This window comes from Pseudomonas fortuita, from assembly GCF_026898135.2.
GTDB classification, from domain to species: domain Bacteria; phylum Pseudomonadota; class Gammaproteobacteria; order Pseudomonadales; family Pseudomonadaceae; genus Aquipseudomonas; species Aquipseudomonas fortuita.
Window position 1 is genome coordinate 2,333,727 of the sequence record NZ_CP114035.2, and the last position, 12,754, is coordinate 2,346,480.

Consider the following 12,754-nt stretch of genomic DNA (forward strand, 5'->3'; position numbering starts at 1 on the left):
GCAGGCTTCAGCCAAGGAGAATTGCAATGCGTTCGCTGTGCAGTCCGAAAGATCATCTGCTTGACCTCGATGGTATTGAAATAGCGGTGCGTACCTGGGGGGCCGAAGACGGTATCCCGGTGCTGGCCTTGCATGGCTGGCTGGACAACGCTGCCTCGTTCGAACGCCTGGCACCGATGCTGGACGGCTGCTTCGTTGTGGCCCCCGACCTGGTCGGTCATGGCCGTTCGGACCATCGCCGGCATGACAGCGGCTACTACCTGTGGGAGCACGCCGAAGATATGTTGGCGGTGACCGACAGCCTGGGCCTGTCACAGTTTCATGTGCTGGCCCATGGCATGGGCACCGGTGTTGCATCGTTGCTGGCGGCCATGACCAGTGGCATCGTCAGCATGACCTTCCTCGACGGCATGGGTGCACCGTTCACAGTGGCCGAGGATGACCGCGTGCAGCACCTGGCGCGGGCCTATCGGCTCAAGCGCATGGTGCAGCGCAGCCAGCTGCCGGGTTTCGCCGAGCCGGACGTTGGCCGCTTCGAAGACCTGGACATTGCCCTGGCGCAACGCCGCGAGCGCCTCGACACCGAACTGTCGGAAGGTGCCGCACGGTTGCTGGCATTGCGGGACCTGCTGCAACTGGGTGATGGCTATTGCTGGCGCCACGACCCGCGCCTGGTGTTGCCCGAACCCATGCCGCTGACCGAGCGCGACGCCTGCGACCTGCTCAACCAGATCCGCTGCCCGTTGTACCTGCTGTTCGGCCGGCAGGGTGCATTCACCGGTGAGGCTTTTACCCGGCGTCAGGCGGCCTTGCCCAGCCAGGCGAAGGTCTCCTGGCACCCGGGTGGGCACCACTTCCACCTGGATGCCCCGGACCGGGCGCTGGTCGACCAACTGTTGCGAATACTCGCGCAGCATGAAGGCGGCGTGCTGCAACGGTTGGTGAATGAGTAGCTGATTCTGGTCACGCTCCAGCGACCTGGGCTAAGGTGGCCAACGTCATTGCGTAAAACGCCAAAGGGAGCCCAGGCATGCGACCGTTCACCATCAAGCACATCGATCACCTTGTGTTGCGCGTCAGCGACCTGCCGCGCAGCGTTGCTTTCTACACCGGGTTGCTCGGCTGCCATGTGAGCCGCGTACGGGAAGACCTGGGCATGGTGCACCTGGCCACGGGTACGGCGATGATCGACCTGGTAACCCTGGACGGCCCGTTGGGGCGGCCAGGCGGGGCGGCACCGGGGGTGGAGGGGCGCAACCTGCACCATTTCTGCCTGCGGATCGAGCCGTTCGACGAGGCCGCATTGACCGCCTACCTGGAAGCCGCCGGGGTAAAGGTCGAGCCCGCAGAAAAGCGTTATGGCGCCGAAGGCGAGGGGCTGTCCCTGTACTGCTACGACCCGGATGGCAACCAGGTGGAGTTGAAGGGGCCAGTCGCGGAGGCGAAATGAGCGACCTGTGCATTCGCGAGCACTGGATCGAGCGGTTTTCTCGACTTTGACGCGGCCCCTGTGGAAACAGGCTTGGCCCGCGAACACCGGCAAAGTCCGCTCCCACAAGACCACTGTCTCTGTGTGGCAGCAGAACCCAAGGGGGCATTCATCCCCGATTCAGCGGCTGTGCATGCGCCGTTCTTTCAAGCGCCTACCTGGCCTCAGGCCCGACACTGGTGGCTCCTGACAACCTGGAGTCACCCATGCGCACCCTCTACGCCCCGCTATTTTTCTTCGGTTACATTGCCGCGGCACTGTCATTGGCAGACCACCCGTTGTGGCTGCTGCCACTGCTGGCCAGTGCGGTGTTGCTGTCATTCACCTGCGAACGACTCATCCCCTACAAGGCCGCCTGGAACCAGACACAAGGCGATGGCCGCCGCGACCTTTGCCACGCACTGATCAACGAATGCCTGACGCTCTGCAGTGTGGCGGCCATCCCGCTGCTTGCCCACTGGCTGCCGGGAGCAGGGTTTTGGCCTGATCAGTGGCCGTTGGCCTTGCAGTTGCTGCTGGCCATTGCGTTGGCCGACCTGGGCATCACCCTGGTGCATTACGCCAGCCACCGTAGCCCGCTGCTGTGGCGGCTGCATGCGGTGCACCACAGTGTCACCCGCTTGTACGGCTTCAATGGGTTGATGAAACACCCTCTTCACCAGTTGCTCGAAACCTTGGGCGGCACCTTGCCGCTGCTACTGCTCGGCTTACCCGTGGATGTGGCAGCGTTGCTGGCATTCAGTGTGTCTGTCCAGCTGTTGTTACAGCACAGTAATGTGGACATGCGCATCGGCGGCTTGCGCCATGTGTTTGCCTGGGCGCCGGTGCATCGCCTGCATCACCTGAAGTACGGCCGCACCGGCGACGTCAACTTTGCGCTGTTCTTTCCGCTCTGGGACCGCCTGCTTGGCACGCTACTGTACTTGCCAGGCTATGCGCTGGCGGATGACGACATGGGCATCGGTGATCGGCCTGACTACCCGCAGGCGTACCTGGCGCAATTGCGTGAGCCGTGGGTGAGCGGGGAGTTTCACCCACCTGCGCTATTGCCGGTCGGACTGCGCCAGGCTTTAGCCGAGCGTACGGAGGCGCAAGTGACGCAAAACTGACCCGGGGCTGAGGCCGAACTGGTGGCGAACGCTGCGGGTGAAATGCGCCGAGTCGGCAAACCCCGCCGCCAATGCCGCTTCGGTCAGGCTGGCGCCGCCCAGCGCCCGTTGCAGGGCCACGCGCAAGCGCTGCCACAGCACCAGCCGGCGCACTGACAGTTTCAGTGAGCCGCTGAACAGGCGTTCCAGCTGGCTGATCGACAGCGCTGCAGTGCTGGCCAGTTCCTGGGCCGGCAATGTCTTGTGGTCGAGTGCGCGAATTCGCTCGAGGGCTTTTTCCAGTCGCGGGTCGAGCGGGCGACGCGGCCAGCGCCCCAGGCTCTCAGCCAGAAGCTCTGCGCTGTTGCCGGCTTGCTCGCAGGCCTGGGCAAGGTCTGCCAGGTCGAACGCCAGCGGTTCGGCGAACAGGGTAAGGCAGGGTACGCCATGACTGAGGATGGCATGGGGTTGCCGCGACGCGATCAGCACCTGCGGGCCGCTGCAGATCTGCTCGCCCAGGCGCACCTCGACATCCGCACCGAGGCCGACAAGTATCTGATGCGCGTAGTGCACGTGGCTGTCGGTCCTGCCGAGCGTAGACCGCAGCAGGCAGTAATCGTCAGCCAACCAGATGTCGCCCTGCCAGCCCGGTGTTGCCTTGTCGTTCATGCCGCCCTCTTGTGTAGCGCCAGGCGGGTGGATATCCCGGCAAAGCCGATTATGCTTCATTTACCTTGCTGCGATCCGAGGCGGCCCGCCTCGTCGTGCTTCGCGCAACCAAAGCAAGCCCTAGGGCCTGGGTGCGACGGTGAAAGGGATGTGACTCACTCCCTGTGAGGTGCTCCGGCCTGCATGACGACAAGACGGAGGCAACCCATGGCGGTTATCGACAGCGCATCCACGGGCAGTAGCGCGCCCCAACGCGGCATTACCAAGGAGGAGCGCAAGGTCATCTTCGCCTCGTCTCTGGGCACGGTGTTCGAATGGTACGACTTCTACCTGTATGGTTCACTGGCCGCGATCATCGCCAAGCACTTCTTTGCCGGTGTCAATGAAACCACCTCGTTCATCTTCGCCTTGATGGCCTTTGCCGCCGGTTTTGCCGTACGGCCATTCGGGGCTATCGTGTTCGGTCGCCTGGGCGACATGATCGGGCGCAAGCACACCTTCCTCATCACCATTGTGATCATGGGCCTGTCCACGGCACTGGTGGGCCTGCTACCGAGCTACAGCGCGATCGGCGTGGCAGCGCCGATCATCCTCGTGACCTTGCGCTTGCTGCAGGGCCTGGCCCTCGGTGGCGAGTACGGCGGGGCGGCCACCTATGTGGCTGAACATGCGCCGAAGGGCCGACGCGGCTTCTTTACCGCCTGGATCCAGACCACCGCGACCTTGGGGCTGTTCCTGTCGCTGCTGGTCATCATGACCTGCCGCACGGTCATGGGTACCGAGGTGTTCGAGGCCTGGGGCTGGCGGGTACCGTTCCTGCTGTCGATCCTGCTGCTGGCAATCTCGGTGTACATCCGCATGCAGCTCAACGAGTCGCCGGTGTTCCTTAAGATGAAGGCCGAGGGCAAGGCATCCAAGGCACCGCTGACCGAGTCGTTCGCCCGCTGGGACAACCTCAAGGTGGTGATCATGTCGCTGCTGGGCGGCACCGCCGGGCAGGCCGTGGTCTGGTACACCGGGCAGTTCTATGCACTGTTCTTCCTGTTGCAGATGCTCAAGATCGAGCCGCAGACGGCCAACCTGCTGATTGCTGGCTCGTTGCTGATCGGCACGCCGTTCTTCATATTCTTCGGCAGCCTGTCCGACCGCATTGGCCGCAAGAAAATCATCATGGCCGGCTGCATCATCGCTGCGCTGACCTATTTCCCGATCTTCAAGGCGCTGACCGAGTACGGCAACCCGGACGTGTTCGTCGCCCAGGAGCAGAACCCGGTCGTGGTGGTGGCTGACCCTGGCCAGTGCGCGTTCCAGTTCGACCCGGTGGGCAAGGCCAAATTCACCAGCTCCTGCGACATTGCCAAGAGCCTGCTGGCCAAGCGCGCCATTCCTTACACCAACCAGGCGGCCGAACCTGGCAGCGTGGCGCAGATTCGTATCGGTGAGCGGGTACTGCCAAGCTTTGAAGGCAGCAGCATGGCCGCAGCGGATTTCAAAGTGCAGAACGAGGCGTTTACCGCCACCTTGAGTGGTGCGTTGAAAGAAGCAGGCTACCCGGAAAAGGCCGACCCCGCGAAGATCCACTACCCGATGGTGCTGCTGTTGCTGACCATCCTGGTGATCTACGTGACCATGGTCTACGGGCCAATCGCTGCCTGGCTGGTGGAGCTGTTCCCGGCGCGTATCCGCTACACCTCGATGTCGCTGCCTTATCACATCGGTAATGGCTGGTTCGGCGGCTTCTTGCCCACGGTTGCGTTTGCCATGGTGGCGGCTACCGGGGATATCTATTACGGCTTGTGGTACCCGATCGTGATCGCGGTAATGACGGCGGTGCTGGGGATACTGTTCCTGCCAGAGACCAAGGACCGGGATATCAACTGATGGGGCAGCTGTGCCGGCCGCTTCGCGGGCAAGCCCGCTCTCACAGACTGTGTTGTACATGTGGGAGCGGGTTTACCCGCGAAGCGGCCGGCACAGGCAGTCAATCAGTCGAAGTACCCTCGCAAGCCGAAGGTATACCCCGTATCCACGTCAACTGGCTCACCCCGGCTCCAGCGCTTTTTCAACACGAATTCGAACGCCGGCTCGTACAGCCCGTCGCGCACCAGTGCCCCCGCCAGCACTTCCACGTCATACCAGCCGTTGTCCAGCTCGATGATGGGCCGCCCCGGCACTTGGTAGCGGGCAATCAGGTCACCCAGGGTCTTGGGCGTGAAGTGCTGCAGGATGCGCCAGGTGTACAGCATCAGCGCCCCATGCTCCACGCGCAGCACATAGCCATTGCGCCGGTGCTTGAGCCGGCTGCCGGCTTCGCGCAGGGCCGGGGTATGGCCATCGAGCGTGAACAGGATGCGGTAAGGCAGGTTGTCGACCCCGGCCAGCGGCAGCACGATGCCTTCGCGCACCGCCTTGTCGCCGCTGTCGTCATGGGTGAAGGCGTAGGCCAGGTCATCTGCAAGCTCATGCTCTTGCTTGAAGCGCTCGAGCAGCTGGATATCGCCAAGCAGAAAGTAATCGACCAGGTCATTGAGTACTTCGCTGAATTCGTGGCGCATCTGTTTTCCTTATTGGTGCGCGTTGGGGTGTCAGTGTTTCTGGGCGATCTGGATCAGGTTGCCACAGGTGTCATCGAATACGGCCACGGTGACGGGGCCCATGTCGGTGGGCGGCCGGGTGAACTGCACGCCCGCTGCACACAGCCGTGTGTATTCGGCCTGGATATCACGTACGCCAAACGAAGTGGCGGGGATCCCGTCCTGCTTTAAGGCGGCCTTGTACACCTTGGCCGCCGGGTGCGCGTCGGGCTCGAGCAGCAGTTCGACGCCACTGGGATCGTTGGGGGAGGTCAGGGTCAGCCAGCGGTGCCGGCCCATGGGAATGTCATGTCTGGGCTCGAAACCGAGTACGTAGTGGTAGAAGGCCAGGGCCTTGGCCTGGTCGTCGACGAGAATGCTGGTGACCACGATCTTCATAAGCGCACACCGTTTACCTGGGGCCGATGACTATCAGTAAAGACGTTAGGGCGTTTTTGACCAGTGGCTGCATTGCCTGTGGGGCTTTTTTCCCGCTGCGTGGCAGTGGATGCGCGACCTATCGTTGGCCTGGCCTTACCTAACCCACCAAGGAGTGCAATGCGTGCAAGATGAACCGATGAAAGACCTGCCAGACACCCGTGATGAGGATCAGGCGGATGCCGCCAAGCCGTCTGCAACGCTGTCCCGGCGCAAGCGTAGCGTGGCCCCGGTTTGCGCAATGGGCTGTGAGTCGGGGTACAAGCAGATTGGGGAGGACTGCGTTCCGGAGAACCCGGAATTCGAGTGAAGCAACGGGCCGGGGCAACTCGGCCCATACAAAAAACCTGTGCAAGGCATAGGTAAATCCTTCCGCTCTCAGCACCCACTCGCCGCTGGTCAGGGGTAAAGTGTCAGGCATGATCCCAGTCTGCCCAGACCAGCGTCAGAGAGGTACCCTGTGGCTGCCTATACCTTGCGACAACTGAAGTACTTCGTCACCACCGTGGAGGCCGGCAGCGTGGCTGAGGCCTCGCGCCAGCTGTACATTGCCCAGCCGTCCATTTCCACGGCCATCAAGAGCCTGGAAGAAAGCTTTGGTGTGCAGTTGTTCATCCGCCACCACGCCCAAGGCGTATCACTGACGCCCAGCGGCAAGCGCTTCTACGCCAAGACCCGGTCGCTGCTGCAGATGGCCCATGAATTCGAGCAGAACGCCCTGGCCGACAACGACACCGTGGCGGGGCAGATCGACATTGGCTGTTTCGAAACCGTCGCACCGCTGTATCTGCCGCGGCTGATCGCCGGCTTTCGCCAGCGTTACCCCGGCGTGGATATCCGCCTGCGCGACGGCGAGCAGCAGGAGCTGATCCAGGGCTTGACCGCCGGCACGTTCGATCTGGCGTTTCTTTATGATCATGACCTGGACGGCACCATCGAAGCCGAGCCGTTGATGCCGCCGCAAAAGCCCTACGTGCTGCTGCCGGAAAACCACCGCTTTGCCGGCCAGGCCCACGTGTCGCTCCGCGACCTGTGCCCGGAGCCGATGATCCTGCTGGACGTGGCCCCCAGCCGCACCTACTTCGTCAGCCTGTTCAACGAGATGGGCCTGACGCCGAACATCGTCTTCAGCTCGCCGTCGATCGAGATGGTGCGTGGCATGGTCGGGCAGGGCTTCGGTTTTTCGCTGCTGGTGACCCGGCCGCATTCGGAATTCACCTACGACGGCCAGCGTCTGGCCATCCTGGATATCGCCGAGCCGGTGGCGTTGTCGGGGCTGGCGGCGGCGTGGTTGAAGCGGGTGCAACTGACCAAGCCTGCACAGTTGTTTGTGGAGTTTTGCCGGGAAGAACTGGCGAAGTTCTGAGGCGGGCATGCCGTGCGGCACGCACTAGCAGCGCCAGGATCTGATCATCTGTGAGTACTGCGACACGGTGTACCAGCGTGCGCCACTGCTCAAGCACGAGCGCGCCCTTTGCCGGCGATCCCCGGTATCGGCCTGCTGGCCTTGGCCGCGTTGAGCATGCTGATCATCCATATCGCCGGCAAGGATATTCGCGACTTGTGGGTGCAGGTATGAATGACCCGGCCAACGCCGACGAGCTGGGCCTGTGCCTGTGCCATGGCTGCGGCCAGGCCTGTGAGCTGAGTAGCGGCGCTCACAGATGCACCCGCTGCGGTGCAGCCATCCACCGACGCAAGGCCAATGCCATCACTCGGGGCTGGGCGTTTCTGCTGGCGGCGTTGGTGTTCTATATCCCTGCCAACCTACTGCCGGTGATACACACCCAAATGCTTGGCAGTGGCAGTGAAAGCACCATTGGTGGTGGCGTGCTGGAGTTCTGGGAGGCCGGCGCCTGGGACATCGCGCTGATGATCTTCATTGCCAGCTGGGTGGGCCAGCGGGTGGCGGCACTGCGGCACTGCGGGTGGACGTACAGCGCTTCGATACGGTGCCGGGGCGCTATGCCTCGCTGGACGCTGTGTGGCGGCTGAAGCGGGTAGGGCAGGCTGAGCTGACCTGCCGCACCTCGGTGCAGACGGTGGCTGACAACAGCATCACCAGCCTGGTGAATGCGCATCAGGCCAACCTGCGCAAGCTGGCCGAGGCGGTGCGGGGCAGTGCCGGTCGGGGTAGCTGCTTGCAAGCTGGCTGAAGGCCTGTCGTCAACCCTGCGTCGCTTTGCGTAGCGGCACCTCACGCAGCAGCCAGGACAGTGCGAAAGCCACGCTGGTGATCGCTGCGGCCAGCAGGAACACGCCATGCATCGCCCCGGAAAATGCCTGCAGGTAGCTGTGCTGCAGGGCGGCGGGCAGGGCATGCACGGCAGTTGGCGAAAGGCTTGCGGCTCCCCCGGCACTGGCGGCGAAGTCACTGCCCAGGCCACCCAGCAAGGCATGCGAGAACAGGGCGCCGAACAACGACACGCCAATGGCGCCGCCAATCGAGCGGAACAAGGTGGCCCCTGAGGTCGCCACGCCCATGTGGCGCAACTCGACGCTGTTCTGCACGGCCAGGATCAGCACCTGCATGACCATCCCCAGGCCGGCACCCAGCAAGCCCATGTACAGGTTCATCAGCGCCATGGGGGTATCCAGCTCCAGCCGGCTGAGCAGGCCCAGGGCAATGGCTTGCAGCAACGTGCCGAGGATCGGGAACACCCGGTAACGCCCCCAGCGGCTGATCAGCCGCCCGGTAATCGCCGACACCACCAGCAGGCCACCCATCAGCGGCAGCATCTGCAGCCCGGCGCTGGTGGGCGTGGCGTCCTTGACTACCTGCATGTACAGCGGCAGGAAGGTGACCGCGCCGAACAGCGACACCCCGACGATGAAACCTATCAGCCCGGCAAGCACGAAGGTACGGTGACGGAACAGGTGCAGCGGCATGATGGGCTCGGCGGCGCGGCGTTGTTCCAGGACGAAGCCGACCAGGCCGATCAGGGCGAACAACGAAAGGCAAAGCATGTCCAGCGACTGCCACGCCAGCAAGCTGCCGCCCAGGCTGGTGATGAGTACAAGGGCCGCCAATGCCACGGTAAGAAAGAACGCGCCGATGTAGTCCACCGTATGCCGTACCAGGGCCACGTGCGGGCGGAAAACACTGCCGATAACCAGCAGCGCCAGCAGGCCCAGGGGCAGGTTGATGTAGAAGATCCAGTGCCACGACAGTTGCTCGACCAGAAAACCGCCGATCAGCGGCCCTACCACGGTGGCCAGGCCGAACACGCCACCGAACAGGCCCTGGTAGCGGCCACGTTCGGCAGGCGGGATGACATCACCGATGGCGGCCATCGCCACCACCATCAAGCCGCCGCCACCCAGCCCTTGCAGGGTACGGAAGACGATCAGCTGGGCCATGTCCTGTGCTGCGCCACACAAGGCCGAGCCCAGCAGGAACAGCACGATGGCCACCTGCAGCACGCGCTTGCGGCCGAACTGGTCACCGAACTTGCCATACAGCGGCACCACTACCGTGGAGGCCAGCAGGTAGGCGGTGACCACCCACGACAGCCAGCGCAGCCCACCGAGGTCGCTGACGATGGTTGGCAGTGCGGTCGAGACGATGGTCTGGTCGAGGGCGGCCAGGAACATCACCAGCATGAGCGCTGCCAGCAGCAGTGGAATGGAGGTTTGCGCGTCCGTTGCGGCGGGGGAGGTATCATTGGATACAGGTTGCACGGTGCTTACCTCAGCTGGGTGTGGCGTTGGCCTGGGCATGCTGCTGGCCAGCGTCCTGCAGGCCTGCAAGGGCAAAGCGGTAAAGCTGCACAGCAACGGCCTCGCTGGGCATCTGCAGAATTTCGTGCAGCGCCCCGGAGCCGCCGCGCGGGCCGATCAGCAGCATTGCCCACGGCGCTGTGACGCACAGGATGCAGCGGGTCAGGGCCGGTTCGTCGACGGGGATGGTGCTGACCTCGCTGAACAGCCCCTTGAGCAGTGACAGGCGCAGGGGGGCGGCCGCCTGCAGATGCGCCTGGCCATGAGGGCTGGGGGCGAGGATTTCTGCGGCCAGTACCCGCAAGTGCCAGTTGTCCCGGGCCTGTGTGGCCTTGTAGACCACCAGTTCCACCAGCACGCGCAGCTTTTCGGCCGGTGTCTGGCTGCCTTGGGTGATGCGTTGCAGGTCGCTGAGGTCGAGGAAGCGTTGGCGGGCCTCGTCGAGCACGGCCAGGTACAGGCCATTGCGGCTGCCAAAATGGTAATTGATCGACGCCAGGTCGACCTCGGCCTTGGCCGCGACGGCCTTGTTGCTGGTTTCGGCGTAACCCAGTGCGGCGAACAGTTCGCCGGCGGCTTCGAGGATGCGCGTACGGGTGACGGCGCCGTCCTTGCGGGGTTCGCGGGGGGCTGCGGACATGGTGGGTACTCTGCAAACCAGGAATGTGGGCAGAGCGTGGCTGAGACTTAATCTAAAATCAATTTAAATTTAATTTATACGGCAAACGGCCTATCGCGATTCTTGTTGGAGCAGCCTTGTGCTGCGAAGCGGCCGGTACAGGCCACGCATCCGTATGCCTCCAATACCGGCCTCTTCGCAGCACAAGGCTGCCCCTACACGTGACGATCTACTGGTGATTACTGGCCGTTTCCTGCACTTGCCCGGGCTTGTCCAGTGGCAGGTGGTCGAACTCGCGCAAGCCATCCTTGCGGTACGGGTCACCAATCCAGCGTGGTGCCACGACAAATTCTGTGCTCACCAGGCTCTTGGCCGGCTCAAAGCGGTCGTAGCTCAGCCCGGCCAGGTCGGACAGGGTATGGATCAGGTGCGAACTGCTGTAAGGGCGGCTGGCCATCGCCTGCAGGTCGCGGGGGTGCTCGGCCTGCCAGCGTGGCGAGGTCCACAGCAGGAACGGGATGGTGTACATCGGCCGGGTCGGCGCGCCTTCGTTGCGCCCCAGGCGGTCGTGGTTACCGGAGCTGTACACGTCTTCGCCGTGGTCAGACAGGTACAGCAGGAAGCCATTGGGGCTGCCGGCCGCATAACGCTTGATCAGGCTCGAAACCACGTAGTCGTTGTAGCGCACCGCGTTGTCGTAGAAGTTGTAGGTTTCTACCTGGTCTGGCGTCAGCACTTTCGGTACGCCTTGGCCATCGGTGAAGTGCGCGTAGTCGTTCGGGTAGCGGAAGCGATAGTCCATGTGCGTGCCCAGCAGGTGCACAATGATGAACTTGTTTGGCGCCGGGTCTTGCAGGGCCTTCTCGAACGGCGCCAGCACCACGTCATCGTACTGGCTGGCGTTCTGGTTGCGCTGGTTGTTCAGGTAGACCGGGGCGTCGGTCTGCTGCGAGAAGGTGGTCAGCATGGTGTTGCGCTTGGTCATGGTCTGCTGGTTGGTGATCCAGAAGGTCTTGTAGCCTGCCTGTTTCATCAGGTTGATCAGCGAGGGATCGGTAAGGAAGCGGTCCGGGTTTTGCTCGTTGCCAAAGGTGAGGATCTGCTGCATCACCTCAATGGTGTACGGGCGTGGGGATACCACGTCGCGGAACACCGTCAGGCCCTTGTCGCTGGCCGCCAGTGCGTCGAGGTTGGGTGTGGTGTCGCGGTTGTAGCCGTACAGGTGCATGTGCTCGCGGGTGGTGGACTCGCCCAGCACCAGCACCAAGGTGCGTGGCGCCGTACCGCTGCTGTCACGCAGGTTTTGCAGAGGCGGTAACGCGGCATTCTGCGCCAGCAACTCCTGCATGTTGTCCAGTTGCTGGCGGTACTGACGGTAGCCCACCAGCAGTTGCCAGGGCACGGCGGGCTCCATGCGCTGCTGCACCTTCTCGGCGGCATCGGCGAAGTTGCGCTCCTGGGTGACCATCTGCTTGTAGAACGGGTACACCAGGTTGGCCACCAGCAACAGGGCCACCACCGGCAGGCGGCTGCGCAGGGGCAGGCTGACCGGGCGCACGCGCTTCCACAGCAGTACCGCACCCAGCGTGTAGAGCAGCAGCGCCAGGCCCAGCCACACACTGAAGTACTGGCTGAAGTATTCACCGGCCTCGGCGGTATTGGATTCGAACATCACGAAGATGACGCTTTGCGAGAACTCCTGGCGATAGATGCCGAAGTAGCTCAAGCCCACCAGCGATGCAGCCCACAGTACCAGGCCGATGACGGCCGCCGTGGCACGGGTGAAGCGGGGCAGCAGCAACACCGGGGCCAGCCACAGGCTGCTGAGGAAGAACGCATCGCGAAAACCGGCGAAGCCGGTAGTACCGCTGAACAGCAGCAATGCCTGGGTGACGCCAGAGAAGTACCAGAAGAACAGCAGCAGCCAGCCCAGGCCGGCCCAGTCCACGCGCGTGCGCACGGTGGGGGATGTAGTGTGTGACACGTATGCCTCGTCGTACCTTGACGGCCAGCGGATGTGCCCGTGACCTTAAAGGGCGTGACGCTAATGTGCGGCGTGTGAAAATAACGTCAACGTGGCGACTGACAGGGGCTGGCCGGTTACCCGGCGCCATGTTTACTGGCGCAATACGCCGACCACACAGGTACTATGTAGTCT

The 12,754-nt window shown here is 63.2% G+C and carries 12 protein-coding genes and 3 pseudogenes; 9 read left to right on the forward strand and 6 right to left on the reverse strand.

What is annotated here, in order from left to right:
* Positions 1-26 precede the first annotated feature (26 nt).
* The 3 genes from OZ911_RS10640 (at position 27) to OZ911_RS10650 (ending at position 2,598) form a co-directional block, all read left to right on the forward strand.
* On the forward strand, positions 27-953 hold the full coding sequence (locus tag OZ911_RS10640) for an alpha/beta fold hydrolase (protein ID WP_016486069.1): 927 nt from the start codon (positions 27-29) through the stop codon (positions 951-953).
* A gap of 77 nt (positions 954-1,030) precedes the next feature.
* Positions 1,031-1,450 carry a VOC family protein gene (locus OZ911_RS10645; RefSeq protein WP_070086753.1) on the forward strand — a complete coding sequence of 140 codons (420 nt, stop codon included), beginning with the start codon at positions 1,031-1,033 and terminating at the stop codon, positions 1,448-1,450.
* A gap of 245 nt (positions 1,451-1,695) precedes the next feature.
* Complete coding sequence (locus tag OZ911_RS10650; RefSeq protein WP_023047282.1) at positions 1,696-2,598, forward strand: sterol desaturase family protein; 903 nt, start codon at positions 1,696-1,698, stop codon at positions 2,596-2,598.
* On the opposite strand, the gene OZ911_RS10655 is transcribed toward OZ911_RS10650, so the two are convergent.
* Entirely contained in the window at positions 2,560-3,246 is a 687-nt protein-coding gene (locus OZ911_RS10655) for a helix-turn-helix domain-containing protein (RefSeq protein ID WP_023047283.1), read from the reverse strand. The two genes, OZ911_RS10650 and OZ911_RS10655, sit on opposite strands and share 39 nt — an antisense overlap.
* 207 nt (positions 3,247-3,453) lie before the next feature.
* On the opposite strand from OZ911_RS10655, the gene OZ911_RS10660 reads away from it, so the two are divergent.
* The gene (locus OZ911_RS10660) at positions 3,454-5,127 is read left to right on the forward strand and encodes an MFS transporter (RefSeq protein ID WP_016486073.1); all 1,674 of its coding nucleotides are present in this window, start codon (positions 3,454-3,456) and stop codon (positions 5,125-5,127) included.
* A gap of 104 nt (positions 5,128-5,231) precedes the next feature.
* On the opposite strand, the gene OZ911_RS10665 is transcribed toward OZ911_RS10660, so the two are convergent.
* Positions 5,232-5,801, reverse strand: coding sequence for a hypothetical protein (locus OZ911_RS10665; protein ID WP_016486074.1), 570 nt, complete (start codon positions 5,799-5,801; stop codon positions 5,232-5,234).
* Between the two features lie 30 nt (positions 5,802-5,831).
* Positions 5,832-6,218, reverse strand: coding sequence for a VOC family protein (locus OZ911_RS10670; protein ID WP_016486075.1), 387 nt, complete (start codon positions 6,216-6,218; stop codon positions 5,832-5,834).
* Between the two features lie 163 nt (positions 6,219-6,381).
* Here OZ911_RS10670 and OZ911_RS10675 point away from each other — a divergent pair, with 163 nt between their 5' ends.
* From OZ911_RS10675 to OZ911_RS10695, 5 genes and pseudogenes are all read left to right on the forward strand, one after another.
* Positions 6,382-6,567: a hypothetical protein gene (locus tag OZ911_RS10675; protein WP_024717937.1), complete on the forward strand. Its 186-nt coding sequence runs from the start codon at positions 6,382-6,384 to the stop codon at positions 6,565-6,567.
* A 150-nt stretch (positions 6,568-6,717) separates the two neighbouring features.
* A complete protein-coding gene (locus OZ911_RS10680) occupies positions 6,718-7,623 on the forward strand; it encodes a LysR family transcriptional regulator (protein WP_016486077.1) in 906 nt (301 codons plus the stop codon).
* Between the two features lie 108 nt (positions 7,624-7,731).
* Positions 7,732-7,836, forward strand: a pseudogene (locus OZ911_RS10685) (paraquat-inducible protein A); the annotation flags it as partial.
* Positions 7,833-8,147, forward strand: a pseudogene (locus OZ911_RS10690) (paraquat-inducible protein A); the annotation flags it as partial. The pseudogenes OZ911_RS10685 and OZ911_RS10690, both read left to right, overlap by 4 nt.
* Positions 8,141-8,413 (forward strand): annotated as a pseudogene (locus OZ911_RS10695) (ABC-type transport auxiliary lipoprotein family protein); the annotation flags it as partial. The pseudogenes OZ911_RS10690 and OZ911_RS10695, both read left to right, overlap by 7 nt.
* Before the next feature lie 10 nt (positions 8,414-8,423).
* On the opposite strand, the gene OZ911_RS10700 reads toward OZ911_RS10695, so the two are convergent.
* The 3 genes from OZ911_RS10700 to OZ911_RS10710 form a co-directional block, all read right to left on the reverse strand.
* On the reverse strand, positions 8,424-9,938 hold the full coding sequence (locus tag OZ911_RS10700; RefSeq protein ID WP_070086754.1) for an MDR family MFS transporter: 1,515 nt from the start codon (positions 9,936-9,938) through the stop codon (positions 8,424-8,426).
* 10 nt (positions 9,939-9,948) lie between these two features.
* The gene (locus tag OZ911_RS10705; protein WP_023047286.1) at positions 9,949-10,617 is read right to left on the reverse strand and encodes a TetR/AcrR family transcriptional regulator; all 669 of its coding nucleotides are present in this window, start codon (positions 10,615-10,617) and stop codon (positions 9,949-9,951) included.
* A 208-nt stretch (positions 10,618-10,825) separates the two neighbouring features.
* Positions 10,826-12,580: a phosphoethanolamine transferase CptA gene (locus OZ911_RS10710; protein ID WP_080641008.1), complete on the reverse strand. Its 1,755-nt coding sequence runs from the start codon at positions 12,578-12,580 to the stop codon at positions 10,826-10,828.
* Positions 12,581-12,754 lie beyond the last annotated feature (174 nt).